Below are 23,566 nucleotides of genomic sequence, written 5' to 3'. Positions count from 1 at the left end.
CTGGTGGTGTGTGGCCCGCAGGCTAGGGGCCTAGACCCCGCTCCGCGAGCGCGCGCCGCGCCTCGGCGACCTCGTCCCAGGGGAGCGTCTCGTCGCGGCGCTCGAGCGTCCGTTCGTGCCCCTTGCCCGCTAAGAGCACGAGGTCGCCCGCCTCGGCGAGCGTCACAGCCCGCCGGATGGCCGCGCGGCGGTCGGGCTCGAGCCAGAACGTCTCCCCGAGGCGCCCCCCCGCCCCTTGAGCGCCCGCGCGCAGCTGCGCCAAGATCGCCTCTGGGTCCTCCGAGCGCGCGTCCTCCTCGGTGAAGACCGCGAGGTCGGCGCCCCGCGCGGCGGCGGCGCCGAGGGGTGCGCGTTTGCCGGGGTCGCGTTCGCCCGCCGCGCCGACGACCACGATCAGCTTGCCCCGAACCTGCGGCCGGAGCGCCGCGAGGGCCTTCTCGAGGGCGGGGGGGGTGTGGGCGAAGTCGACCACGAGCGCAAAGGGCGCCGTTTGCACCACCTGCATCCGCCCCGGCACGCCGGGAAAGGTCGCGAGGCGCGCCAGCGCCCCCGCCAAGGGCACCCCCGCTTCACAGGCAGCGGCGAGCGCGGCGAGCGCGTTGTAGACGTTGTAGCTCCCCACCATGGGGAGGCGGGCGGGGTAGCTGCGGCCGGCGTGCGTGAGGCGCCACTCGAGCGCCCCCGGCAGCTCCCGCACCTCGGTGGCGCGCCAGGTCGCGGCGCGCACCACCCCGTAGGTGATGATCCGCCGCGCGCGCGCCGCGAAGTACGCGTAGTTAGGGTCGTCGGCGTTGAGGATGCTCGTCCTGGCGCGCGCCATGAGCTGCGCTTTGGCCGCGCGGTAGTTCTCGAAGGTGCCGTGGAAGTCGAGGTGCTCGGGGGAGAGGTTGGTGAGGATGCCGAGGTCGTAGTCGATGGCGTCGAGCCGCCGCTGCGCGAACCCGTGCGAGCTCGACTCGATCACCGCGGCGCGCAGACCGCGCGCGACAAACGCCGCGAGCGTGCGCTGCACCTCGGGCGCCTCGGGGGTGGTGAAGTGCCCGAAGAGCCCCCCCTCCGCCTCCCCCAACCGGACCCCCGCGGTCGACAACAGCCCCGTCGGCCGGTCCCCCTGCAGCAGGTGGTGCAGCAGCGTGGCGGTGGTCGTCTTGCCGTCGGTGCCCGTGACGCCTACGGTAAAGAGCGCTCTGGAGGGGTGCCCGTAGAGGGTGGCGGCGAGCTGGGCCAGGGCCGCGCGGTCGTCGGGGACCTGGATGTAGGGCGCCGCGTGGCGCCACGCGAAGCTCGCCTGCTCCTCCGGCGTGGCCTCGCCGACGACCGCGACGGCCCCCTGCGCGACGGCGCGCGCGGCGAAGCGGTGCCCGTCGACGGCGGCGCCGCGCCGCGCGACGAAGATGAAGGGTTCGGTAGCCGGGTCGCTGGGCGTGAGCTCCCGCGTGTCCTGGACGATGCGGCGCACCTCGACCTCGGGCAGCGGGAGGTGCGACCAGGTGGCGTCGGGGCCGAGGGCGGCGCGGATGAGGTGGGCGAGTTTCACGCGGCTCCTTCTAGGCGTCTTAGGTCAACGCGCCGTTAGCGGCAGCACCGGTTCGGCCAGCCAGGGGGCGAGGCGCGCGAGCACCGCCTGCAGGTCGCGTTCGCGGTGGACGAAGTCGAGCGCGCCGACCTCGAGCACCACCTTGGGTGAGAGCGTGTAGCTCGCGAACCAGCGCTCGTAGAGCGCGCTCAGGCGCTCCAAGTAGGCGTCTTCGATGCCGAGCTCGAAGCGGCGGCCGCGCAGCGCGATGTGGCGGCGCAACGTCGGCAGCTCCGCGCGCAAGTAGATGAGCAGGTCGGGCGGGCGCAGCACCTGGGTGGCGGCCTCGTACATCGCGCGGTAGACGCCAAAGTCGCGCGCCCCCAAGACGCCCTCCTCGAAGAGGTTCTGCGCGAACACCGCGGCGTCTTCGTAGATGGTGCGGTCTTGGATCACGCGGTCGCCCGGGTTGACGTGGCGCGCGTGCTGCTCGAGGCGTTTGGCGAGGAAAAACATCTGCGAGTGAAAAGCGTAGCGGCGCATGTCGCGGTAGAAGTCCTCGAGGTAGGGGTTTTCGTCCACCGCCTCGTAGATGGGCGCGAGCGCGTAGTGCTCGGCGAGCAGGCGCGTCAGGCTCGACTTGCCCGCGCCGATGTTGCCGGCGACCGCGACGAACATCAAACGGCCCTTTGCTGCGCGCGTTCAGGGTCGCTCTGGGCGCGCCCCAGCAGCAGCCCCAGCAGCCGCTCGCGGTCGCGGGCGTTCTCGACAAAGTCGTACTCGCGCGCTTCAATGACGCATAGGGGCCCCGCGTAGCGCTCGAAGTAGCGGTCGTAGGCCTCCCCCAAGGCCTGCAGGTAAGCCGCCTCCAGGTCCTGCTCGAAGGGGCGAGCGCGTTTGGCGATGCGCTCTAAGAGCAGGTCGGGGGTGGCGCGCAGGTAGACGGTGAGGTCGGGTTCGGGGAGCTTGGGGCGCAGCTGGGTGTAGAGCTCCTCGTAGAGGCGCCACTCGTCGCCGCGCAGGTTGAGCGAGGCGAAGATGACGTCCTTATCGAAGAGGTAGTCGGCGACGGTGTGGGTAAAAAAGAGCGACCCCTGGCGCATCTCCTGCACCTGCTTAAAGCGCGACAGCAGAAAAAAGGTCTGGGCGCTAAAGGCGTAGCGCTCGGGGTCGCGGTAAAAGGGTGCCAAAAAGGGGTTCTCTTCGACCACCTCGAGCACCAGCTGCGCCCCCAAGCTCTCGGCGAGCAGCCGGCTCAAACTCGTCTTCCCCGCCCCGATGGGGCCTTCAACGGCGATAAACGACACGCGGCGTTCCTCCCAACACGCCCCCGAGTATACCCAGCGCAGCTCCCCACGCGCCCCCGCTGCCTCTCGGGCGCCGCCGAGGGTTGCAACCAGTCGTCACGGTTGTAGACGCGGGCGCTTTCAAGGGGTGACTATGCTAAACTCCGCTTACTGATGCCTGAGGATCCTCAAGACGACGTCCCTCCCCGATCTAGTCGCTTCCTCCCCCCTTTGCTGACCCCCGTAGCCGCCGTCTGGCTCGCCGCTAGCTCGGCGGTCGCCTTCGCCGCCCCCGTGACCCCGACCGAGGGCGGCGTGACCCCCACTCAGGTCCTTCTGCTCGTGCTGCTCTTTGCGCTCTCGGCCTTTATGTCGGGCGCCGAAACGGCGCTCACGGCGGTCGGGCACTGGAAGATCCGCCAGCTGCGCGAAGAGGGCCAGGACCCCACGGGCGCGTTTGCGCTCTTGGAGCGCGACCGCGCGCGCTTTATCACCACCTTGCTGATCGGCAACAACCTCGTCAACATCGCCGCGACGGCTTTGGTCACGCAGATCACGCTGCGCCTCGCCGCCCCCTTGGGGGTCGGCGAGTCCCTGGCGCTCGCCTACGCCACGGGCCTCATGACCTTTCTCGTGCTGATCTTCGGCGAGATCACGCCGAAGTCGTTCGCGGTGCAAAACGCGGTCCCCTTGTCGCGCGTCGTCATCCGGCCGGTCTACTACCTCTCGGTCGTCGTCTACCCCATCGGGCGCTTTTTCACCTTTATCGCCAACCTCATCCTGCGGCTCTTTCGCCTCGAGACGACCGCCAACCCGCTGATTACCGAAGACGAGCTGCGCCTCATGCTCCGCAGCGCCGAGGAGTCGGGGGTCATCGAGGCCCATGAGCAGGAGATGATCCGCGGCATCATCGACCTCGAGGAGACCGTCGTGCGCGAGGTCATGACGCCGCGCGTCGACGTCGTGGCGATCTCCGAAGACGCCACCTTGGAGGAGCTTTTAGAGCTCGTGACCAAACACGGCTACAGCCGCCTGCCCGTCTACAGCGAGACCATCGACAACGTGCGCGGCACCGTCTACGCCCGCGACCTCTTGGCCTATTTAGGCCGCAGCGAGGCGCTCCACACGACCCGCGTCGCCGACCTCATGACGCCCGCGCAGTACGTTCCCGAGACGCTCTCTATCCTCAACCTGCTGCGCGACATGCGCGCCCGCAAAAACCACATCGCCATCGTCGTCGACGAGTTCGGCGGTACCGCCGGGATCGTCACCCTCGAGGACATCATCGAGGAGATCACCGGCGAAATCTACGACGAGACCGACCAGGAGGAGGCCGCCCCCATCGTGCCGCTCGACGAGGGCGTCTTCCGCATTCAAGGTTCGGCGCACCTCGAGGAGGTCGGCGCCGAGCTCAAGCTCACCCTCGGTGAGGGGGGGGAGTACGACACCCTGGCGGGCTTTCTCATCTCCCGTTTCGGCCACATCCCGCAACCCGGCGAAACGCTCGACATCGGCACCTGCAGCTTCACCATCGAAGAGGCGGACGAGCGCCGGGTGATCTCGGTGCTCGCCTCGCTCCACGACGCGCTCGGCGTGAGCGGCGCCCTGCCGAGCCCCACCTCCGGCACTGCCGAGCCGGGGCCGCGCGAGCGCACCCAGGTCTAAAGGTGTCGGTGCCGGTGGGAGGGGGCGCTGAGGCGGCGCTGGGCGCCGTTCGCGCGCGCCTCGCTAGGGCGCGCCGCGTCGCCGCGCTGACGGGGGCGGGGGTAAGCGCCGCCTCGGGGCTGCCGACCTTTCGCGGGGCGCTCGGGTTCTGGCGCGAGCACCGCGCCGAAGACCTCGCTACCCCCCAGGCCTACGCCCGCGACCCGCTGCTCGTCTGGGAGTGGTACGCCGCGCGCTTTCACGCGGCCGCTGCCGCCGCGCCGAACGGCGCGCACCTGCACCTCGCGCGGCTCGAGGCGCAACTTCCCGACTTCACCCTGGTGACGCAAAACGTCGACGGGTTGCACGCGCGCTCGGGCTCAAGGCGCGTGCTCGAGCTCCACGGCAACCTCACCAAGAGCCGCTGCGAGCGCTGCGGACACCTGGACGCGCTCGCCCCGGGCTTTGCGCTGCCACCTTGTTGCTCGCGCTGCGGCAGCCGCGCCCGGCCCAACGTGGTGTGGTTCGGCGAACATCTGCCCGAGCGGGCGTTTGAAGCGGCCGCTGCGGCCTTTTCGCGCGCGGAGGTGGCGCTCGTCATCGGCACCTCGGGGGTGGTCGAACCGGCGGCCAGCTTGGGGCGCCTCGCCGCGCAGAGGGGCGCGGTGGTCGTCGAGATCAACCCCGAGCCGACGCCCCTGACCCCCTACGCCACGCTCTCCTTGCGCCAGGACGCGGTCTCGGGCCTTCACGCGCTCCTCGGCCCGCTCACCCCGCCGCCCGGGTAGGGCGCGCGTGGTAGCTTAGCGCCATGTACACCCTCGACGTAAGCGGTAAGACGGGCGTCGTCTTCGGCGTCACCAATCAGCGCTCCATCGGTTGGGCGATCGCCGAGAAGCTGGCCGGGGCGGGGGCGCGGCTCGCCTTCTCGTACCAGGGGGAGCGGCTAAAAGGCACGCTCGAGAAGCTCACCGCGGGGCTGCAAGACCCCCTCTTGCTCCAGTGCGACGTCACCCGAGACGCCGAACTCGACGCCGTGTTTGAGGCGCTGTCGCGGGAGTTCGGTACCCTCGACTTCTTGGTGCACGCCGTCGCCTTCGCGCCGCCCGCGACCTTCGAGCGCCCCTTTTACGAGGTGTCACGCGAGGACTGGACGACAGCCCTAGACGTCTCCGCGTACTCGCTCGTGGCGGCCGCGCGGCGGGCGCAACCCCTGATGCAACGGGGGGGGAGCATCGTCACGCTCTCGTACCTCGCGGCCGAGCGCGTGGTGCCGCACTACAACATGATGGGGGTCGCCAAGGCGGCCTTGGAGGCCAGCGTCCGCTTTTTGGCCTACGACCTGGGCCCGCAGGGGGTGCGCGTGAACGCGATCAGCGCGGGGCCGCTGCGCACGGTCGCGGCGCGCAGCATCTCGGGTTTTAGCAGTATGTTCGAGGTCGCCGGCAAGCTCTCGATGCTAAAGCGCAACATCACCCAGGAGGAGGTCGCGGGGCTCGCGCTCGCGCTTCTAGCCGACGACTTGGGCGGCGGCGTCACGGGGGAGACCATCTACGTGGACGCGGGCTACCACGCGATGGGGATGTTTTTAGAGGCGCCGGGGCAGGAGTAGGGGGTACAGGACTGGGGGCGCGTGCACGCGCTCGACCACCTGCTCTGGGAGGAGTGGCGCTTAGAGGAGGGCGAGCGCCGCTTTTTTGACCTGACGGGCGTAGCCCCCGCCCGTGGCGGCTCGCATAGCGTTGGAGGGACGCACAACAGCCTGCTGTCCTTGGGTGAAAGGGCGTACCTCGAGCTTATCGCCCCCCATCCCACCCATCCGAGCGGGGCTGCTTTGCCTAAGGAGGCACCGCCCGAGTTCGTCCCGAGGCTCTTTGCGTTTGCGGTGAGCGGTGACCTGAACCTTGTCGAACGGTTGGCGATCGCAGCCGGACTGACGGTGTCGCTGACGCGCGGCTCGAGGCGAACGCCTGAAGGCACCCTTGTAACGTGGCAGACGGCCTTTGTAAAGGGGCACGCGTTCGGCGCTTCACTGCCCTTTTTCGTGCGTTTCGGGGGTGCGCACCACCCCGCTCAGACGGCGCCTAAAGGGTGCAGGTTGCTCGAGTTCTCCGTGGGTCATCCCCACCACGAAGCGCTCTCGCGGCTCTACACCGCCCTTGAGATTGGCGTACCCGTGGTCGCGGCCGAGCACCCTCTGCTACGCGCGAAGCTAGAGACGCCCAAAGGCGTCCTCGTCCTGGATAGCCGTGAGGGCTGCCGCGCGCTGCCCGACGCTTGAGGGCTTCGCATGTCGTCCGCTTTCGAGCACGGCAGATGCGGGCGCTGCGCCAATTACCCCCGCGCGGCGGAGGTTGGCGTGGAGGTGGGTGCCTGCTCCTCGGGATGTTGCACCAAAGGCGCTATAGTGGCGTGACCCTGGCGGCTAAAGCGGTCGCATAAGAGCGTCAGCAGCGCGAGGAGAAGCAGCATCACCATAGGCCACGGGTCGGTGCTACGCGCCACGCTGCTGCGGGGGACGAGGTTGATGAGCTCGCGTAGGATGTCCACCAAGAGTATGGCGGCAGCGGCGACCGCGAACTGCCGGACGGCGTCTCGTGGCCTTTCAGCCAGCCTACGTGCGGCGAGAAGCGCCCAGAAGAGCCCCCCGAGAATGACCAAGCTGACGGGGGTGTCGGTGAGGTCGAAGCCCTGAAGGAGATGCCGCAGGTTGAGGAGGCGGGCCGTGAAGGCCAGTGCCAGGTAGGCGAGCGCTACCCACTTGGCCAGCAAGAGGGCCCGCCCCCTCTCGACATGCTGGCCGAAGAGGACAAGCAGCACCGCGACAAAGGGGCCCGCGCTGGAAAAGAGGCCGAGCCAAAAGATGTCCAGCGTCGGCGGGTAGAGTAAAGAGAGCAACATAAACCATCCTAAGCGTTTGATGAGACGGATGCAACGCTCTGCGAGAGGATCTCCGACGACACGGGCTGGAAGATCACCGTCGAGGGGGTTGGACATCGCATGCGAGCCGCATGTGCTAATGTGAAGAGCATGTCCAAGATGATCCAGATCCGCAACGTCCCCGAAGCGCTGCACCGCAAACTCAAGATGCGGGCGGCGGAGCGGGGGATGACCTTGTCGGACTTTTTGCTCGAGCAGGCCACCATCGCGGCGGAGACGCCGAGTTTAGAGGAGCTCGTGCGGCGCATCGACGCGGAGCCGCCGCTCGCCCTACCCCCCGAGGAGGCGCCTGCTAGCGTGATCCGCCGACTTCGCGACGACTAGGCGCTGCCGCTCGTGATCGTTCTCGACGCCTCCGCCGGGGTGAGCTTTTTGCTCCGGATCGAACCCGCCTACGCGCCGTTGCGCGAGCGCGTCTTGCGCGCAGGGACGCTTCACGTGCCGCAGCTTTTCGATCTCGAGGTCTTACACGCGCTGAGGCGTTACGAGCGGCAGCGCTTTATCTCCCCCGCGCGCGCCGAACGCGCCTTTGCGCGGCTGCGCGAGCTGAGGTGCGAGCGCCACCCCCACGTGCCGCTCGCCGAGCGCGTGTGGGAGCTGCGGGCGAATCTCAGCGCCTACGACGCGACCTACGTGGCGCTCGCCGAGATCCTTGAAGCTCCCCTCATCACCCTCGACGCCCGCTTGGGCCGCGCGCCGGGGCACCGCGCGCAGCTCGAGGTTTACGGCGAGGACGTTTAGGCGGGCGCGGGCGTCGCTACGTGCGGTATACTGCCCGCATGTTTCCCCCTCTCTCCTGGCTCGAGCCTCGGCGATGGCGGCGCCCAAGCGCGTGCCCTTCCCCGTCCGCGTAACGCGAACCCGGCTCGAAGTCCCCGTGAAAGAGAGGCGAGATGTCCCCTACGGCTGCGCCACAACCGAGCGTGTCCCCCGAAACCCGCGTCAAACCCGTCTATAAGGAGGTCTTAGCGGACCTCGAAACCCCCCTGACGGCCTACCTCAAGGTCGCCGGGCACCCGAGCTTTCTCTTGGAGAGCGTCGAACAGGGCGAGCGCGTCGCGCGCTACTCGTTTATCGGCACCGGCGAGCGGCGGCGGCTCGAGGCGCGCGGCCGCACGGTGCGCGTCTCGACGCCCGAGGGGGCAGAGGAGCGCGAGAGCAACGACCCGCTGCGCCTGTTGTGGGAGCTCACCGTGCGCGCGGCCGAGACGCCCCCCGAGTTGCCCGACTTCTGGGCCGGGATGGTCGGATACGCGGCCTACGACCTCGTCCGCACCTACGAAAGGCTCCCCGACAGCAACCCCGACGAGCTGGGGCTGCCCGACCTGCTCTTTATCGAACCCGAAGCGCTCGTCATCTTCGACCACCTGAGGCGCCGCATCTTCCTGGTGGCCCCCGCCGAGGTCGGCAACGCTGCCGACGAGGCGCGCGCCCGCGAGCTCGTCGAGAGCCTCTACGCGAAGCTGCGCGGGCCGCTGCCGGGGGTGCCGGGCGACCGGGCGGGGCGGCGCACCGAGTTCCGGCCGAGCGTCTCCAAAGAGGCCTACATGGCGGCCGTGGCGAAAGCGGTCGGTTACATCCACGCCGGCGACATCTTCCAGGTGGTGCCGAGCCAGCGCCTCAGCGCCGAGTTGGGCGTGCACCCCTTCGCCCTCTACCGGGCGCTCCGGGTGATCAACCCGAGTCCGTACCTGGGTTACCTGGACCTGGGTCCCGTAACGCTCGTCGCCTCCTCCCCCGAGAGCCTGGTGCGCAGCGACGGTCGGCGCGTCGAGACCCGGCCGATCGCCGGCACCCGCAAACGCGGCCGCGACGCCGCCGAAGACGACGCCCTGGCCCGCGAACTCCTGGCGGACGCCAAAGAGCGCGCCGAGCACATCATGCTCGTCGACTTAGGGCGCAACGACCTCGGTCGGGTGTGCCGCTACGGCAGCGTGCAGGTCTCGGAGCTTATGCGCGTGGAGCGCTACAGCCACGTCATGCACATCGTCTCGACGGTCACGGGCGAGCTCGCCGACGGTAAGACGCCGCTCGACGCGCTCGCCGCGACCCTGCCGATGGGCACCGCTTCGGGCGCCCCCAAGGTGCGCGCGATGGAGATCATCGACGAGCTCGAGACCACCCGGCGCGGCCCCTACGCGGGGGCGTTCGGTTACGTGTCGGTCTCCGGCGCCATGGACATGGCCCTGACGCTGCGCACGGCGGTCGTTGCGGGCGGCAAGATCCACCTGCAAGCGGGCGGCGGCGTCGTCGCCGACTCCGACCCCGAGTTCGAGTACCAAGAGAGCATGAACAAGCTCGCGGCGCTCGTGCGGGCGGTCGAGCTGGCGACGGAGGGGCTAAGTTAGCAGTGCCGAGAGATGAGTTCCGAGTGCCGAGTGAAGGATTTTTACGGTTTGAAGACATCATCGCCTGGCAAAAGGCGAGAGTGCTCGCCCGAAACGTTTATCTCGTCACCAAAACAGGTGAGTTTGCGAGGGATGTGGGCTTAGCACGCCAAATGCAGCGGGCTGCAGTATCCGTCATGTCAAACGTTGCGGAGGGCTTTGAACGCAGCAGTCCGGCAGAATTTCACCGTTACGTGGTGATTGCCAAAGCCTCATGTGCAGAATTGCGTTCACAGCTCTACCTAGCTAAAGACGTTGGTTATCTCAGTCAGGGCGCGTTTAAAGAGCTGATGAAACAAGCCGAAGAAGTCGCTAGGGTTTTGGGGGGACTCAGAGCGTCGATCGATAGGAGAAAGTGAGCGTCAAGCCATGTGCCTAAACGCAAGTAACAGTAACTCGGTACTCAGGACTCATTGCTCGGTACTTACCTTTTGCTGCTTGTCTTCGATCGTTGGCAAAGGTTTCCGGTGAAACGGATTCTGGTCATCGACAACTACGACTCGTTTACCTACAACCTCGTGCAGTACTTAGGCGAGCTGGGGGTCGAGCCGATCGTGTGGCGCAACGACCAGTTCAGCCTCGAGGACGTCGACGCGCTGGCGCCAGACGGCATCGTCGTCTCGCCGGGGCCGTGCACGCCCGCCGAGGCGGGGCAGTCGGTGGCGGTGATCCAGCGCTACGGCCCCCAGACGCCCATCTTGGGGGTGTGCTTGGGGCATCAGAGCATCGGTGCGGCCTACGGCGCCAAGGTGGAGCGGGCGCGGCGCATCATGCACGGCAAGACGAGCGAGGTGACGCACGACGGCACGGGTGTCTTCGAGGGCCTGCCAGAGACCGTGACGGTGACGCGCTACCACTCGCTGGTCGTGCGCGACCCGCCCGACGAGCTCGCCGTCAACGCCTGGGTCGACGAAGCGGGTGAGCGGGTGATCATGGGGCTTAAGCACAAACGCTACCCCGTGTGGGGCGTGCAGTTTCACCCCGAGAGCGTGCTCACCGAGACGGGTAAGGCGATGCTCAAGAACTTTCTGGACCGCTGCTAGGGGCTTGTCTTGCGCGCCTACGTTCGGTGACACGTGAGCACGCGGGACGAGTTTAGTGTGGCGCCGTCAAGGCTCAGCATCATCACCGTCACCCACAACCGCCGCGAGCTCTTGCTCCAGAAGCTGCGGGCGCTCGCGGCGCAGACCCTCTCGCCCGAGCACTTCGAGCTCGTGGTGGGGGTCAACGGTGACGCGGACGGGACGCTCGAGGCGCTTCAGGAGGCCTCAGCGCCCTACCGGATGACGGTGCTGAGCTTTGAGGTGCCCTTAAGCGTCGCGGCGGCGCGCAACGCCTGTGCGGCGGCCGCCACGGGAGCGGTGCTCTACCTCTCCGACGACGACTGCTCGCCCCACCCCGAGACGCTCGCGGCGCACCTCGCGGCGCAAGCGGCGCCCTGCGTGGCGGTAGGGGGGCTCGAGTTCGTGCACAGCGGTCAGGTCGAGACGTGGCGGCCCAAACGCGTGAGCTTTTGGAACCTCAACGGGGCGAACGTGAGCCTGCCGGCGGCGGCCTTTCGGGCCGTGGGGGGGTTTGACGAGCGCTTGGAGGGTTATGGCGGCGAGGACGTGCTCTTGGGCTACGCCCTGCACCGGTACGGGCTCCCCTTTCGGGCGCTCCCGGAGGCGCGCGCGCAGCACCTGGGCCCCAACCCGGTGCGCGGGGGCAACCTGCACAAGGCCCGCAGCGCGGGGCGCAACGCGGCGCGCATCGCTCGCCAGCACCCCGAGCTCGCCTACCGCTTGGGGGTGCACCCCGCGCTGCTCGCCCTCAAGGGGGTCGCCCTCAGGCCCGGAGCGCTCTGGCGCGCGCTGGCCCCCGAGCGCTACGCTTATGAACGCGCCTACCTCGAGGGCGCTCTTAGCGAACGAGATCCCGCTAGTGAAAGAGGAACGTTGTGACCGACGCCCCGCACGCACCCTTTGACATCGCGCCGCTCCTTGGCGACGTCTTCGACGGCAAAACGCTCGATCAGGCCAGGGCCGAGGAGGTGATGGGCGCGCTTATGGACGGGCGCCTCAGCCAGATGCAGGCGGCGGCCCTGTTGGCGGCGCTGCGCACCCGCGGCGAGACGGTCGATGAGATCATCGGCTTTGCGCGGGCCATGCGCGCGCGGGCTGTCAAGGTGCCCGTCGCCGTGGACGGCCCGCTGCTAGACACCTGCGGCACGGGCGGCACGGGCGTCGACACCTTCAACATCTCGACCGCGAGCCTCTTCGTGCTCGCGGCGGGCGGCGTGAAGGTCGCCAAGCACGGCAACCGCGCCGTGACGCGCCGCTCGGGGGCGGCAGACGTCCTAGAGGCCCTCGGGGCGCGGCTCGAGGCCTCCCCGGCGCGCCTCGCGCGGAGCATCGAGACGCTCGGGCTCGCCTTTATCTTTGCCCGCGCCCATCACCCCGCGATGAAGTTCGTCGCCCCCATCCGCGCGGACTTAAAAGCGCGGACCATCTTCAACTCCCTAGGCCCCCTGACCAACCCCGCGGGCGCCAACCGGCAGCTCTTGGGCGTCTACGACCCCAAGCTCACCGAACCGCTGGCGCTCGTGCTGGCCGGCCTCGGCGTCGAGCGCGCCCTGGTGGTCTATGGCGACGGCATCGACGAGCTCACCGTCTGCGGCGAGACGCGCGTCACCGAGCTCGGCCCCGACGGGGTAACCCGCACCTACACCGTGCACCCGTCACGCGTCGGGCTGGGTTACTACGAAAAACCGGAGATCGCCGGGGGGAGCCCCGAGGAGAACGCGGTGACCATCCGCGCGGTCTTAAATGGCGAGCTGCACGGGGCGAAGCGCGACGTGGTGCTGCTTAACGCCGGGGCGGCGCTCTACTTAGCCGACGAGGCGCCGACCATCGAGGCGGGGGTAGCGAAGGCCGACGAGATCTTGGAGAGCGGGGCGGCGGCGGAGAAGCTGCTCGAGTACGTCGCGTTTACCCGGCAACCTGAAGACTTGTAAAGGTTGGACTGGCTGAGCCCGTGCCGCTGAAATTGCACTCATGCTGACTAGGTATCAGCCCACGGCACGGGCTGACACATATGCCGATTAGAGGTATCCAGTCTATTGTTATAGGTGCCGTGGTAGCCGCAGAGTTTGAGTAAAGATAGCTCCAGATACCAAAGGCAGAGTTTGACAGCCTCTATCTGAGCTTCAGATGGCAGGACACGGATCTTCGCTCGCAGGTTGGGATGCACGATGTTGTTGCGCAAATGGGCGATAACCTCTGCGCCAGACGACATGTTTTTGCTCCGCGCAAAGGCTTGCAGCGCCTTAAGCTGATCCGGAATAGCTGTTGGGATCAACAAAGTAGAAAGCAGTAGTGTCATCCGGTCGGCATTGGGAAGCTTTTCAAAGCCGTTCGCACTAATTTTCTGATCCACTTCCACAAAGCTCGCCCAGCTCAGCAGCTCTAGACCCATTTGAGCAAACAAAATAGCCACTTCCACGCTCGTCGCACATGAACTCTTGACATACCAAGTGATAGCTGAGTCGATAACTTCGCTCCATGCCTCATCGGCTTGTAAGTCCATGTAGCCGGAAAAAAGCCGATCAAGCCCTGTAGGCTGGTCATGAGGAAACCAATTGCGCTCGGGATACTTAGCGTTGTCACCAAGAAACAGAGGATTCCAATATTCCCAGACTTTTCTATCTGATGTGTCAAAGCCAACGGTTAACACGGAAGCAACATCTGCACCCTTGATGAATGAAAAAAGTCTGTTCAGATTATGGGTTGCCTCTATGGCTTCGTCAGTAGTTAGCGCTCTGCCGTGCCTACATTCGAGCTTCGCAACATGTGTGATCGCATATCCGTACTCCTTTTTCAGCCTTTCTATACGCTTCCTGCCGTCCTTAACTAGCTGGATTGTGAGATGCCAACCACTATTCTCCATAGTGAGTTGAGCCGTATGAACTCGGGTATCGGTTACAGCAATAGCTTCACCATGGTAATCAACAAAGTTGACGATATGAAGCTGCAAGTAAGCAAGGTCGCTATCTGGTCCAAGGACAGTAGGGGAGTTGAGTAAGCCTTCAGCAATGCCTGGCGTCATCCTAGTCAGAAAAACGTCCACAGAGAGGTTCAAACCTGGCACATCCAACCTGCATAGAGGATCTCTGACTATAAACCATGATGCTGGATTCTTTGGATCAGCTTTCAACTTGAAACGGACACCAGGGGTTGGGAACCAAAAGGCGGATAACGTACCTTTGCTTGTGATCTCGTATCCATTACGTTCTCTCAGCGTCATTTCGTCCTGATAGAGCATGATCGGCTCATTAGGATTCGCATCGTAGTAAGGAACAAACTGCCGAGGGAGCATTGAGATCCAACGCTTATAGTCTTCAAGCTGCTGTTGCTCGTCTTTATCTTCGGAATGAGACATAGTAAATGTACTATACACGAAGCGCTCAAATTTAAGAGGATCTGAATAGGGCGTATACTATAGGGGCGTCTATCTGTCACGTGCACACCCGCACCTTGCGGCGCCGTGCGGCACAATTAGAGCTAGAGACGTTCGCGGAGGCACTCATGGCTGAAACACCCAACCCCACCCAAACCGTCGGCACGCTGCGGGTCAAAACCGGATTTGCCGAGATGTTTAAGGGCGGCGTCATCATGGACGTCGTCAACGCCGAACAGGCGCGGATCGCCGAGGACGCGGGCGCGACCGCCGTGATGGCCTTAGAGCGCGTCCCCGCCGACATCCGCGCGCAGGGCGGCGTCGCCCGCATGTCGGACCCCAGCATGATCGAGGAGATCATCGAAGCGGTCTCGATCCCCGTGATGGCGAAGGTGCGCATCGGCCACTTCGTCGAGGCGCAGATCCTGCAGGCGCTGGGGGTCGACTTTATCGACGAGTCCGAAGTCTTGACCCCCGCCGACGAAAACTTCCACGTCGACAAGCACGCCTTTACGGTGCCGTTTGTCTGCGGCGCCAAAGACTTGGGCGAGGCGCTCCGCCGCATCGGCGAAGGCGCCAGCATGATCCGCACGAAGGGTGAGGCGGGCACCGGCAACGTGGTCGAGGCCGTGCGGCACGCGCGCACCATCATGGGGGAGATCCGCCGGATCCAGAGCCTGCCCCGCGACGAGTTGATGAGCACCGCGCGTGACCTGCGGGCGCCCTACGAGCTCGTGCTGTACGTCCACGAGCACGGCAAACTCCCCGTGGTGAACTTTGCCGCAGGGGGGATCGCGACCCCGGCTGACGCCGCGCTGATGATGCAGCTCGGGATGGACGGCGTCTTCGTCGGCTCGGGCATTTTCAAAGCGGGCGCGACCATCACCAACCCCGAGGAGCGCAACCGTGCCCACTTCAACCGCGCCCGCGCCATCGTCGAGGCGGTAACGCACTTTAACGACCCCGACATCTTGGCGCGGGTCTCGCGCAACCTGGGCGAGCCGATGGTCGGCATCAACCTAGACACCCTGGCCGAAAGCGAGCTGATGGCGGGGCGGGGCTGGTAGCCGCGCGCTAGCTCGAGCTGCAAAGACGCGACCGGGCCCTAGCGGCCCGGTTTTTCGTGCTCTGGCCTCGCGCCCGGAGGCGGGTACCGGTGAAGCGTTTGGTAAACTCCCTTCACGTCCCGCTCACGCGACGTCCCTCGCGGGCGAGTACAGTTTGTTTGGAGGCACGGATGTTGAAACTAGGTGCACTTGGCGCGCTCATGGTGTTCGCGCTTCTGTTCGGTACCGCGTCGGCCCAAGAAGGGCAAACCGACAACCCCATTCGCATCGCGATCCAGGCGTTTATCGTCTCGCAAGTGACGGCGGAAGACGGCACCACCGAGGAGCGCCTCACCGAGTCCGAGACGGCCCGCCCCGGCCAAGTGGTCGAGTACCGCGTGACCGCTACCAACCAGGACCCGACGACCCTCCCCGCCGGAACGGTGAGCGTGACCGGGCCGATCCCCGAAGGGGCGAGCTACGTCGACGGCTCCGCGACGCCGAGCTCGCAGCAGGTGCGCACCGAGTTTTCGGCCGACGGCCAGACCTTTAGCGAGCCGCCGGTGCTCGCCGGTGAGACGGTGGTCGACCCCGCCGACTACGCGGCGGTGCGCTGGACGCTGCTGGTGCCGCTCGAGCCCCAACAAGAGGTGCGCTTCGTCTACCGCGTGGTGATCGAGTAGGCGTGCCGCGGCGCCGGCCCCCGCAGCTGATCGACCGCGCGTTGGGGGCCTTTATCGGGTTTCTCGGCTGGCTTTTGCTGGCCTTTTTCCTCGCCTGCACGGCCGTGGGCGCCTTTGAGCTCTTCGTGTTGGGGAGCGCGCGCGGTCTGGGGCTCCTCGCCCTGGGGGTGGCGCTCTACTTCGGTGCGCGCCTCGCTTTCGACACGGCGTCTGACGCGGTCTAGAGGCTCCGCAGGTCCTCCATCACCTGCCAGCCGACCCCCGGCGGGGTGGCCTCGAGCCGCCTTTGCAGCGTCTCGGCGAGCCACGGCACCAACCCCTGCGCCTCGCGTTCGGTCCGCCCCTTCGCCAGCGCCGTAAACTGAAACACGCGCTGCGTCGCCGCGAGCGTGCCGTCGTCGAAAAACGCAAACGGCGGCGGCACCTCGTCCCAGAGGAGGTAGATGTCGGGCTCTAGGCGCTCGGGCAGAAAGTCGCCGAGTTCGACCTGCGCGTCGCGTGGAAACCAGATGTAGCCCTGGAGCAGCTTAAAGGTGCGCTTTTCGTCGGTGTCGCTCATACCCCGTGCGGCGCCGGGAGGGGCAGCTCGGGCAACAGGCGCTGCCACCGCGCCGCAAAACCCTCGTAGGACTCGAGCCAGAGCCCCCGAAAGCCGAGCGCCTCGCACGCGCGGATGTTGGCCTCGTTGTCGTCGATAAAGACCGTCTCCTCGGGGGGGCGGCCGAGCGCTTTGGCAAGAGCGGCGAACGCTTCGGGCGCGGGTTTGCGCACGTTGATCTCGTTTGAAAAGATGAAGTGCTCGATCCTCGCCATCCGCGGGTCGCTCCGCACGCGGTCGCAGAGCACGGGAACGTTATTCGAGAGCATGCCGACGGTGTAGTGCGCGGGGATGGCGGCGAGGACCCCAAACATCTCGCGGCGCTCCACGACCGAACCCAAAAAGGTCTCGCGAAACCGGGTGGGGTCTAGCTCGAGCCCAGAACGCTCCACGAAGCGGCGGTAAAACTCGGGGAAGTCAAAGGCGCCCGCCTCGAAAAGCTCCATCAGCGGGAAGTAGGTCTCGCCGAGCTGCGCCTCGCTGACCCCGGCGAGGCGGGCGAGGTTGCGCACGGCGCTCGAGTCGAAGGTGTTTTCGGTAAAGATGCCTCCCCAGTCGAAGGCGATGGCGGTCACGGGCATGCGTTACGATACCGCATCCTCCAAGCGGCGCCGAGGGTGGCGCGACCCGTAAGGCAGTCAAGCGGGTACGCGACGCTCCGGTTGGCGCTAAGGTTTGGAGGCCGTCACCTCGACGCCGCCCACCCGCCAGTAAGGTCCGCCGCACCGAGGGCTGCCGATGACGAAGCGCTCGAACTCCTCGGCCGTCAGCTCGCCGTAATCGCCACCTCCTACCTCGAGCACATCGCCGACCTTGGCCACGCGCTGACCTCCTACGCCGAGGATGGTCACGGTGTTCCCTTCGGCTTTAAAGCCGAACTCGAGGGGCCAGATGAGGGCGTAGTCGGTGCCGCCAGAGCGAGGTTGGAGGCGCAGACACGAGGCCTCCAAAACGAGCGTACCTTCGGTCAGGGCGAGCTCGACACCCTCGGTAGGGGTGCGCCAGCGCAAAAAGTGGACGCTGTCGCCCCTCTCAGCGGCGTTCGTGCAGGCTGCCAGAAGGGTGCCGATACTCACGGCTCCGAGCAGAAGCCCTCTGCGCATGGTCCTGACCTCCTGCCGCGGGGTGTCGAGCGCGCCTCAAGGCGTCGAGGCGCGCCTGCGGTAGTGCGACGGGTTGTCCTGCCGGTACCACGCGAAAAACGTCAGGATAAAGGGGAGCCCAAAGGTGAAAAGCCCGCCCACTTTCATGAGCGCCCCGCCGAAGACCTGGTCGGCGTGGGCGTCGCCGAAGGGGTGATGGGGGACGCTGGCGTAGGTGGGGTAGATCGCGTGATCGGCAAAGGTCACCGCCGCAAATACGGGCAGCTGGGCGATGGGGAGCACGAAGAGGTAGACCAAAGCGCCCGCGTACGAGAGGCGCGGCAGCTCGGGCAGCGGGCTGAGGAGCGGCCACCAGAGCATCAGGGCGGCGATGAAGAAGAGGACGTGCTCGAGGTGGTGCAGCGCGGGGTTCCGGAGCGCCCCCTCGTAGATGACGGGGATGTGCCAGAGTGAAAAAAAGAGGCTAAACACCGAAAACGCCACCACCGGGTGGGTGAGCACCTTGGCGACGGGTTTGACGCGGGGGTGCAGGAGCAAAGGGCGCAGGACCCAGTCGGGGAGCCCGCGCAGCATCAGGCTCGGCGCGAGGTAGCTTAAGAGCATGTGCTGGAGCATGTGCGCGCTAAAGGAGTAGACCTCGGCGAAGTCGTGCAGCGGCGAGCCCTCGGTGAGGTAGAGCGCGAGGATGGCGGCGTAAAAGAAGCGCGCCTTGCGCCGCGGATAGGGGGTGCCGGGCGCAAGGCGGTGGCGCAAGGGGCCGGTGAGGAGGGCGTAGACGAGCGCCAGCGTGACGAGGCCGCCGATCAGCACGGGGTCTAAGAGCCAGCGCCCGGTCATCTCAGGGCAGCTCTAAGGCCTGCCGCCGTTCGTAGACGTCGGCGGGGGAGAGGCCAGCGTCGCGCTGGGCGGCGACGTCGTCGGGGGTAAACGCGGGGTAGTCCTCGGGCATGCGCTCGAGGTTGTCCCACGCGCTCAACGTGTAGTTGAGCACGCCCGCGATCTGCTCGTCGGAGAGCTGCGGCCAAGCGGGCATCACGCCGTTATAGGCTTGGCCCTCGACCCCGACTTCCCCTTGGAGGCCGTAGAGGAGGAGCTGCACGAGGTAGTCGCGGCCGCCCTCGGCGAGCGCGAGGTCGGGGACGTGGCCGGCGAGCGGCGGGAAGGCCCCCGGGAGCCCCTGACCGTTGGCCTGGTGGCACGAGGCGCAGTTGGCGGTGTAGACGCCCTCGCCGGTGCTGACGTCGACCTCGCGCAGCAAAGGCGCGCCCGCCTCGGCGGGGGCGGTTTCGGCTGGCGCCGCCGCGGTGTCTGCGGTGTCGGGTTGCGTGGCGTCGGTTGGTGCCGTGTCGGTTTGCGCCGCCTCGGGTTGTTCGGTGCCAGTTTGTTCGGCCTCAGCCTGCGCGGCGTCGGTCTCCGCGGGGGGCGCCGCGGCCTCTTCGGTGGCCTCGCCCTCGGCTGGGGTGCCTGCGAGCGGCTGCGGGGTACCGTCGGCCGCGAAAAAGTTCGGCAGGGTGATCTCGGGGGCCGCTTCGGCGAGCGGGAAGGGGGACTCGCCGACGATGAGGCCCGTCGGGTTGACCAGCGGGTCCTCGGTAGAGGCGCTCGGGAGCGCCCCGCCAGTCATCGCCAAAACGTCGGCGCCGAGCCCGGCGCCGCTGCCGTCTGCGCTGCCCGGGAGGGTCGGGCGGAGCTCGGTGCGGGTGACGTCCTGCGTTTTGGGTGCGGGGTGGGCGAAGCGCTCGAGGGGGTCGCGGTTGTCCTCGAGCCCGAAGTCGGCCCCGATGGCGTGAGGATCACCGTGGGGGTCGCCTTGGGGGTCGCTGTGAGGCGCCCCGTGCGCCTCCGTGGGGGCGCCTTCGGGTTCGGCCGGCGCCTGCGCTTCGGCGATGCTGCGCACGCTAAAGAGCGCCGCGAGCGCCGCCAGGGTCCCGACGGCGATGACCATACCTGAGGAGAAAAAGCCGGTGAACGCGCGGTGGTCCTGTTTGAGGTGCATAAAAAACATTACCACCATCAAGAACTTGATGGCTGAGAGCACGACCAACCAGAAAAAGAGCCAGGGGCGCGACATCCAGGCGAACCAGGTCTCTTGGTGCTCGACCAGCGCGAACTCGATGTAGGTGATAATCGCGAGCACCACCGCGACGAAGATGTAGAAACCGACGCTGCTACCGTGCGCCTCGGGGTGGCCCTCCGGTTTGTGCGGCGAGGTTTCGTGCTCGGGCTTGTGCATGGGCCTCCTAGATAAACTCGACCAAGTAGACGGCGGTGAAGATGACGATCCAGACGATGTCGACGAAGTGCCAGTAGAGCCCCGCGATCTCGACCCCCAGGGCGTCTTTGGCGCTCATCGGGCGCACGTACGAGGTGATAAGCAGCGAGAGCAGCCAGAGCACCCCGACCGACACGTGAATGCCGTGGGTGCCGGTCAGGGTAAAGAAGGTGGTACCGAAGAGGTTGCGCTGCAGGGTGAGCCCTTCGTGGACGAAGTGGCTAAACTCGTAGACCTGAAACCCCAAAAAGATGGAGCCGAAGAGGCAGACCCCGAGCGTCCAGAGGCGGAACTTGGGGATGTCGCCTAGGCGGATGGCGTGCAGCGCGAGCACCATGAGAAAGCTCGACATGAGGAGCACAAAGGTGCTGATGGTGGTCAGCGGGATGTCGAGGATCTCGGTCGGGTAGGGGCCGACCAAGCTGCGCCCCTTGTAGACCAAGTAGGTGCCGATCAGCGCGGCGAAAAACATGCAGTCCGAGGCGAGAAAGATCCACATCAGGAGCTTGCGGTCTGACAGGCTGGTGCTGCGGTGTTCGGCGTGTTCCGCCGCCGCCGGGGTGTGCGACAGGGTGCTCATGACGCCCCTTTCGTCTGTTTGGCTGCGATCGCTGCGAGGCCGGTTTTACGGCGCTCGGGGTCGATCGTGATGTAGGTGCCGCCGACCCCCTCGAAGGCCCACGCGTAGATGCAGAGGGTGATAAAGCCGAGCGCCAGGGTGCCGAGGAGCCAGTTGTGGTAGATGAGCGCAAAGCCGCCCACGAAAAGCCCCACGGAGGCCAGAAAGGGGTACCACGACTGCCCCGGGAGGTGGACGCTGAGGTCGGCCTCGTCGGGGGTGTTGGGCGTGTCGGCGTCGTCGTCGGCCCCTTCGGACAAGGGGTCGCGGCGCTCGACGAGCTCGGGATGCTTGGCGAGCCAAACGGGGTCGCGGTCTTTGACGACGGGCAGGTCGGCGAAGTCGTAGTGCGGTGGGGGGGAGGGGATGCTCCACTCGAGCGTCCGCCCGTCCCACGGGTCGTCGCCGGCGAGTTCGCCGTGGCGCAGGTCGCGCAGCAGGCTGTAGATAAAGATGAGCACGCCCGCCCCGAGGACAAAGACCCCGATGGTCGAGATGAAGTTGTAGAGGTCCCAACCGATGCCCGCTTCGTAGGTCTGGATGCGGCGCGGCATCCCGTTGAGGCCGAGAAAGTGCTGCGGGAAAAAGACCAGATGAAAGCCGCCCACGACGAGCGCGAACACCCAGCGGCCGAGCCGCTCGCTGAGGAGCCGCCCCGTCATCTTGGGAAACCAGTAGTAGATGCCCGCAAAAAACGACAGGAGCGCCCCGCCCCCCATCACGTAGTGAAAGTGCGCCACCACGAAGTACGAGTCCTGGGCCTGAGCGTCAAAGGGCGGGACCGCGACCATGATCCCCGTAATGCCCCCCAGCGTAAAGGTAAAGATAAAGGCGACGGCGAAGAGCATGGCGGTGGTGAACCAGATGCGCCCCGCCCACATGGTGGCGATCCAGTTAAAGATCTTGACCCCGGTCGGGATGGCGATGATAAAGCTTGTAATGGCAAAGGCGGCGTTCGCCATCGGGCCTAGGCCGGTGGTGAACATGTGGTGGCTCCAGACCGCAAAGCCCATAAAGCCGATGAAGATCCCCGCCAGAACCACCAGCGGGTAGCCGAAGAGCGGTTTGCGCGAAAACGTCGGGATGACCTCGCTGATAATGCCAAACGCGGGCAAGATGACGATGTAGACCTCCGGGTGACCGAAGATCCAGAAGAGGTGCTGCCACAAGATCGGCAGCCCGCCCGCTGCGGGGTTGAAAAAGAGCGTTCCGAAGGTGCGGTCCATGAGCAGCTGGATGAGCGCGATCGTCAGGGGCGGAAAGGCGAAGATGACCAGGAACGAGGTCACCAGCATCATCCAGGGAAAGAGCGGCATGCGCATCATGCTCATCCCCGGAGCGCGCATGTTGATGATCGTGACGATCAGGTTCATGGCGGTCACGAGCGTGCCGATCCCGCTGATGAGAAGGCCGACGACGTAGAAGTCGATGCCGGCGGTGGGGCTATGCTCACGCAGGGTCATGGGGGCGTAGGCGAACCAGCCCGCGTCAGGGGCGCCCCCCAGAAAAAAGCTCGAGTAGAGGATCAGCCCGCCCGCCACATACGCCCAGTACCCGAAGGCGTTGAGGCGCGGGAAGGCGAGGTCGCGCGCGCCGATCTGTAGCGGCACGAAGTAGTTGGCGAAAGCCGTGCCGAGGGGCATGACGGCGAGAAAGATCATCGTCACGCCGTGGACGGTAAAGAGCTGGTTGTAAAGGTCGGGGGAGACGAGCTGCTGCGTGGGGGCGGCGAGCTGCAAGCGGATGATAAAGGCTTCGACGCTACCCAGGATAAAAAAGGTAAAGGTGGTCAGAAAGTAGAGGATGCCGAGGCGTTTGTGGTCGACGGTGGTGAGCCAGCTCCACAAACCCGTCTCGGCCGTTGGGCGTTTGAGGAGGGCGCGCTGACTGGGGGTTTGCGGGAGGGGGTGTCTGCCAATCGCCATGGTGTCTCCTACGGGTGTCTCCTGCGAGTGTCTCCTGCGGAGGTTACCGCTGCGCCTGCTGCTCGCCTTTGCGTCCTAGGCTGTGCAAGTAGGCGACCAGAGCGGCGATCTCGGCGTCGCGGTTGGGGTCGTCGGGCGCCCAGAGCGTGGGCATGTAGTTGCCCGGTTTGATCGCCTGGGGATCCCTAAGCCACGCAGCGAGGTTTTCGGGGGTGTTCTCGACCCAACCGGCGGCGAGCGTCGTGCGCTGACCGAAGTGGGTGAGGTCGGGGCCCTTCTGGCCCTCGGCGTAGCCCGCGACCGCGTGGCAGGTCGCGCAGCCTTTGGTTTTAAAGAGCTCGCGGCCGGCTGCGGCCTCGGCGCCGAGCGTCTGGGCGACCGTCTGCGCCGCCCCCTGAAAGTCCGCGGCCCACGCCCGAAAGCTGGCCTCGTCGCTGGCGATCACCCGAAAGCGCATGTAGGCGTGCGCGCCCAAGCAGAGCTCGGCGCACTGGCCGTAGTACGTTCCCGGTTCCTCGGCGATAAACCAGAGCTGGTTGTCTTGGTTGGGGATGAGGTCGCGTTTGCCCGCTAGGCGCGGCACCCAAAACGAGTGCAACACGTCCCCCGAATGGAGGTGTAAGACGATGCGGCGATGGGTCGGGATGTGGAGCTCGTTGGCGGTGGTGATGCCCAGCTCGGGGTACTCGAACTGCCACCACCACTGGTAGCCGGTGACGTTGACGTGCAGGTCCGCCTCGGTGGGTTCGATGCGGCGCTCCGTGGCGAAGATGAGTGACACGGTCGGCACCCCGATGAGCACCAGGATCACCGCGGGGGCGGCGGTCCAGAGCGCCTCGAGCCACGCGACACCGTGAACCTGCTCGGGCACCGTGTCGTCGCCGCGCCTGCGGTAACGCACCACGGTGTAGACGAGGGCGGCGGTGACGACGGCAAAGACGCCGACGGCAAACCAGAAGATATAGATAAAGAGCTCCCCTTGCGCGCGCGCGATCGGTCCGGCGTGGTTGAAAATGGACTGCGGACCGTCGATGGCGCAACCGCTGAGGAGCCCTGCCAGGAGAACGGCTCCCCACAGGCCCCTTTGGGGCCGCCTCAATCGTTCCACCC

27 protein-coding genes are annotated in these 23,566 nt (G+C 66.4%); 14 read left to right on the top strand and 13 right to left on the bottom strand.

Annotated elements, in window-relative coordinates:
- Positions 1–22: 22 nt before the first annotated feature.
- The 3 genes from TRAD_RS14100 to TRAD_RS14090 are packed head-to-tail and all read right to left on the bottom strand — an operon-like array spanning position 23 to position 2,823.
- Positions 23–1,537, bottom strand: a complete 1,515-nt coding sequence (locus TRAD_RS14100; protein WP_013179288.1) for a UDP-N-acetylmuramoyl-L-alanyl-D-glutamate--2,6-diaminopimelate ligase — start codon at positions 1,535–1,537, stop codon at positions 23–25.
- 24 nt (positions 1,538–1,561) lie between these two features.
- The gene (locus tag TRAD_RS14095) at positions 1,562–2,194 is read right to left on the bottom strand and encodes a deoxynucleoside kinase (RefSeq protein WP_013179287.1); all 633 of its coding nucleotides are present in this window, start codon (positions 2,192–2,194) and stop codon (positions 1,562–1,564) included.
- Entirely contained in the window at positions 2,194–2,823 is a 630-nt protein-coding gene (locus TRAD_RS14090; RefSeq protein ID WP_013179286.1) for a deoxynucleoside kinase, read from the bottom strand. Before TRAD_RS14090 ends, TRAD_RS14095 begins: the two co-directional genes overlap by 1 nt.
- A 210-nt stretch (positions 2,824–3,033) precedes the next feature.
- On the opposite strand from TRAD_RS14090, the gene TRAD_RS14085 reads away from it, so the two are divergent.
- The 4 genes from TRAD_RS14085 to TRAD_RS14070 are packed head-to-tail and all read left to right on the top strand — an operon-like array spanning position 3,034 to position 6,727.
- The gene (locus TRAD_RS14085; protein WP_221401615.1) at positions 3,034–4,467 is read left to right on the top strand and encodes a hemolysin family protein; all 1,434 of its coding nucleotides are present in this window, start codon (positions 3,034–3,036) and stop codon (positions 4,465–4,467) included.
- Between the two features lie 2 nt (positions 4,468–4,469).
- Positions 4,470–5,234: an SIR2 family NAD-dependent protein deacylase gene (locus TRAD_RS14080; RefSeq protein ID WP_013179284.1), complete on the top strand. Its 765-nt coding sequence runs from the start codon at positions 4,470–4,472 to the stop codon at positions 5,232–5,234.
- A gap of 23 nt (positions 5,235–5,257) precedes the next feature.
- Positions 5,258–6,058 carry an enoyl-ACP reductase FabI gene (locus TRAD_RS14075; RefSeq protein ID WP_013179283.1) on the top strand — a complete coding sequence of 267 codons (801 nt, stop codon included), beginning with the start codon at positions 5,258–5,260 and terminating at the stop codon, positions 6,056–6,058.
- Between the two features lie 21 nt (positions 6,059–6,079).
- Positions 6,080–6,727 carry a VOC family protein gene (locus tag TRAD_RS14070; protein ID WP_013179282.1) on the top strand — a complete coding sequence of 216 codons (648 nt, stop codon included), beginning with the start codon at positions 6,080–6,082 and terminating at the stop codon, positions 6,725–6,727.
- A 53-nt stretch (positions 6,728–6,780) separates the two neighbouring features.
- On the opposite strand, the gene TRAD_RS14065 is transcribed toward TRAD_RS14070, so the two are convergent.
- Positions 6,781–7,347, bottom strand: coding sequence for a hypothetical protein (locus TRAD_RS14065; RefSeq protein ID WP_013179281.1), 567 nt, complete (start codon positions 7,345–7,347; stop codon positions 6,781–6,783).
- A 129-nt stretch (positions 7,348–7,476) separates the two neighbouring features.
- Between TRAD_RS14065 and TRAD_RS14060 the strand changes: the two genes are divergently transcribed.
- The 7 genes from TRAD_RS14060 to trpD all read left to right on the top strand — a co-directional run bounded on the left by TRAD_RS14060 (position 7,477) and on the right by trpD (position 12,768).
- Positions 7,477–7,710, top strand: coding sequence for a FitA-like ribbon-helix-helix domain-containing protein (locus TRAD_RS14060; protein ID WP_041947326.1), 234 nt, complete (start codon positions 7,477–7,479; stop codon positions 7,708–7,710).
- A 12-nt stretch (positions 7,711–7,722) separates the two neighbouring features.
- On the top strand, positions 7,723–8,127 hold the full coding sequence (locus TRAD_RS14055; RefSeq protein WP_013179279.1) for a type II toxin-antitoxin system VapC family toxin: 405 nt from the start codon (positions 7,723–7,725) through the stop codon (positions 8,125–8,127).
- Positions 8,128–8,279: 152 nt separating this feature from the next.
- Positions 8,280–9,734, top strand: a complete 1,455-nt coding sequence (gene trpE, locus TRAD_RS14050; protein WP_013179278.1) for an anthranilate synthase component I — start codon at positions 8,280–8,282, stop codon at positions 9,732–9,734.
- Between the two features lie 23 nt (positions 9,735–9,757).
- Positions 9,758–10,132 carry a four helix bundle protein gene (locus tag TRAD_RS15815; RefSeq protein WP_148221264.1) on the top strand — a complete coding sequence of 125 codons (375 nt, stop codon included), beginning with the start codon at positions 9,758–9,760 and terminating at the stop codon, positions 10,130–10,132.
- A 108-nt stretch (positions 10,133–10,240) separates the two neighbouring features.
- The gene (locus TRAD_RS14045; protein WP_013179276.1) at positions 10,241–10,816 is read left to right on the top strand and encodes an anthranilate synthase component II; all 576 of its coding nucleotides are present in this window, start codon (positions 10,241–10,243) and stop codon (positions 10,814–10,816) included.
- Between the two features lie 57 nt (positions 10,817–10,873).
- Positions 10,874–11,716, top strand: a complete 843-nt coding sequence (locus TRAD_RS14040; RefSeq protein ID WP_049773215.1) for a glycosyltransferase family 2 protein — start codon at positions 10,874–10,876, stop codon at positions 11,714–11,716.
- Positions 11,713–12,768 carry an anthranilate phosphoribosyltransferase gene (trpD, locus tag TRAD_RS14035; protein ID WP_013179274.1) on the top strand — a complete coding sequence of 352 codons (1,056 nt, stop codon included), beginning with the start codon at positions 11,713–11,715 and terminating at the stop codon, positions 12,766–12,768. The genes TRAD_RS14040 and trpD overlap by 4 nt, the downstream gene beginning before the upstream one ends.
- A gap of 47 nt (positions 12,769–12,815) precedes the next feature.
- Here trpD and TRAD_RS16155 read toward each other — a convergent pair whose 3' ends face one another.
- Positions 12,816–14,192, bottom strand: a complete 1,377-nt coding sequence (locus tag TRAD_RS16155) for a YopA family protein (protein ID WP_148221263.1) — start codon at positions 14,190–14,192, stop codon at positions 12,816–12,818.
- Positions 14,193–14,338: 146 nt separating this feature from the next.
- Between TRAD_RS16155 and pdxS the strand changes: the two genes are divergently transcribed.
- The 3 genes from pdxS to TRAD_RS14020 all read left to right on the top strand — a co-directional run bounded on the left by pdxS (position 14,339) and on the right by TRAD_RS14020 (position 16,163).
- On the top strand, positions 14,339–15,277 hold the full coding sequence (pdxS, locus tag TRAD_RS14030) for a pyridoxal 5'-phosphate synthase lyase subunit PdxS (protein ID WP_013179272.1): 939 nt from the start codon (positions 14,339–14,341) through the stop codon (positions 15,275–15,277).
- Positions 15,278–15,447: 170 nt separating this feature from the next.
- Positions 15,448–15,939 carry a DUF11 domain-containing protein gene (locus TRAD_RS15480; protein WP_013179271.1) on the top strand — a complete coding sequence of 164 codons (492 nt, stop codon included), beginning with the start codon at positions 15,448–15,450 and terminating at the stop codon, positions 15,937–15,939.
- Between the two features lie 2 nt (positions 15,940–15,941).
- Positions 15,942–16,163 carry a hypothetical protein gene (locus TRAD_RS14020; protein ID WP_013179270.1) on the top strand — a complete coding sequence of 74 codons (222 nt, stop codon included), beginning with the start codon at positions 15,942–15,944 and terminating at the stop codon, positions 16,161–16,163.
- On the opposite strand, the gene TRAD_RS14015 is transcribed toward TRAD_RS14020, so the two are convergent.
- The 8 genes from TRAD_RS14015 to coxB all read right to left on the bottom strand — a co-directional run bounded on the left by TRAD_RS14015 (position 16,160) and on the right by coxB (position 23,564).
- Positions 16,160–16,498: a DUF3208 domain-containing protein gene (locus TRAD_RS14015; RefSeq protein WP_013179269.1), complete on the bottom strand. Its 339-nt coding sequence runs from the start codon at positions 16,496–16,498 to the stop codon at positions 16,160–16,162. The two genes, TRAD_RS14020 and TRAD_RS14015, sit on opposite strands and share 4 nt — an antisense overlap.
- On the bottom strand, positions 16,495–17,118 hold the full coding sequence (locus tag TRAD_RS14010; RefSeq protein ID WP_013179268.1) for an HAD family hydrolase: 624 nt from the start codon (positions 17,116–17,118) through the stop codon (positions 16,495–16,497). Before TRAD_RS14010 ends, TRAD_RS14015 begins: the two co-directional genes overlap by 4 nt.
- 87 nt (positions 17,119–17,205) lie before the next feature.
- Positions 17,206–17,613 (bottom strand): hypothetical protein, encoded by a 408-nt coding sequence (locus tag TRAD_RS14005; RefSeq protein ID WP_185095181.1) that lies wholly within the window; start codon positions 17,611–17,613, stop codon positions 17,206–17,208.
- Between the two features lie 63 nt (positions 17,614–17,676).
- Positions 17,677–18,477, bottom strand: coding sequence for a cytochrome c oxidase assembly protein (locus TRAD_RS14000; protein WP_013179266.1), 801 nt, complete (start codon positions 18,475–18,477; stop codon positions 17,677–17,679).
- Between the two features lies 1 nt (position 18,478).
- Positions 18,479–19,873 carry a c-type cytochrome gene (locus tag TRAD_RS15810; protein WP_013179265.1) on the bottom strand — a complete coding sequence of 465 codons (1,395 nt, stop codon included), beginning with the start codon at positions 19,871–19,873 and terminating at the stop codon, positions 18,479–18,481.
- 7 nt (positions 19,874–19,880) lie between these two features.
- Positions 19,881–20,492: a cytochrome c oxidase subunit 3 gene (locus tag TRAD_RS13990; RefSeq protein ID WP_013179264.1), complete on the bottom strand. Its 612-nt coding sequence runs from the start codon at positions 20,490–20,492 to the stop codon at positions 19,881–19,883.
- The gene (gene ctaD, locus TRAD_RS13985; RefSeq protein ID WP_013179263.1) at positions 20,489–22,456 is read right to left on the bottom strand and encodes a cytochrome c oxidase subunit I; all 1,968 of its coding nucleotides are present in this window, start codon (positions 22,454–22,456) and stop codon (positions 20,489–20,491) included. Before ctaD ends, TRAD_RS13990 begins: the two co-directional genes overlap by 4 nt.
- Before the next feature lie 43 nt (positions 22,457–22,499).
- On the bottom strand, positions 22,500–23,564 hold the full coding sequence (coxB, locus tag TRAD_RS13980) for a cytochrome c oxidase subunit II (protein ID WP_013179262.1): 1,065 nt from the start codon (positions 23,562–23,564) through the stop codon (positions 22,500–22,502).
- Between the last annotated feature and the right edge of the window lie 2 nt (positions 23,565–23,566).

Source organism: Truepera radiovictrix DSM 17093 (assembly GCF_000092425.1).
GTDB classification, from domain to species: Bacteria; Deinococcota; Deinococci; order Deinococcales; family Trueperaceae; genus Truepera; species Truepera radiovictrix.
The sequence above is the reverse complement of the archived record's forward strand: the minus strand, read 5'-3'. Positions and strand labels throughout refer to the sequence as shown.

Bases quoted from the DNA above. Each gene is read 5' to 3' on its own strand.
- TRAD_RS14095 (WP_013179287.1), bottom strand. From the start codon at position 2,194: ATGTTCGTCGCGGTCGCCGGCAACATCGGCGCGGGCAAGTCGAGCCTG.
- TRAD_RS14075 (WP_013179283.1), top strand. From the start codon at position 5,258: ATGTACACCCTCGACGTAAGCGGTAAGACGGGCGTCGTCTTCGGCGTC.
- TRAD_RS14065 (WP_013179281.1), bottom strand. From the start codon at position 7,347: ATGTTGCTCTCTTTACTCTACCCGCCGACGCTGGACATCTTTTGGCTC.
- TRAD_RS14060 (WP_041947326.1), top strand. From the start codon at position 7,477: ATGTCCAAGATGATCCAGATCCGCAACGTCCCCGAAGCGCTGCACCGC.
- trpE (WP_013179278.1), top strand. From the start codon at position 8,280: ATGTCCCCTACGGCTGCGCCACAACCGAGCGTGTCCCCCGAAACCCGC.
- TRAD_RS16155 (WP_148221263.1), bottom strand. From the start codon at position 14,192: ATGTCTCATTCCGAAGATAAAGACGAGCAACAGCAGCTTGAAGACTAT.
- pdxS (WP_013179272.1), top strand. From the start codon at position 14,339: ATGGCTGAAACACCCAACCCCACCCAAACCGTCGGCACGCTGCGGGTC.
- TRAD_RS15480 (WP_013179271.1), top strand. From the start codon at position 15,448: ATGTTGAAACTAGGTGCACTTGGCGCGCTCATGGTGTTCGCGCTTCTG.
- TRAD_RS14015 (WP_013179269.1), bottom strand. From the start codon at position 16,498: ATGAGCGACACCGACGAAAAGCGCACCTTTAAGCTGCTCCAGGGCTAC.
- TRAD_RS14010 (WP_013179268.1), bottom strand. From the start codon at position 17,118: ATGCCCGTGACCGCCATCGCCTTCGACTGGGGAGGCATCTTTACCGAA.
- TRAD_RS14000 (WP_013179266.1), bottom strand. From the start codon at position 18,477: ATGACCGGGCGCTGGCTCTTAGACCCCGTGCTGATCGGCGGCCTCGTC.
- TRAD_RS15810 (WP_013179265.1), bottom strand. From the start codon at position 19,873: ATGCACAAGCCCGAGCACGAAACCTCGCCGCACAAACCGGAGGGCCAC.
- TRAD_RS13990 (WP_013179264.1), bottom strand. From the start codon at position 20,492: ATGAGCACCCTGTCGCACACCCCGGCGGCGGCGGAACACGCCGAACAC.
- ctaD (WP_013179263.1), bottom strand. From the start codon at position 22,456: ATGGCGATTGGCAGACACCCCCTCCCGCAAACCCCCAGTCAGCGCGCC.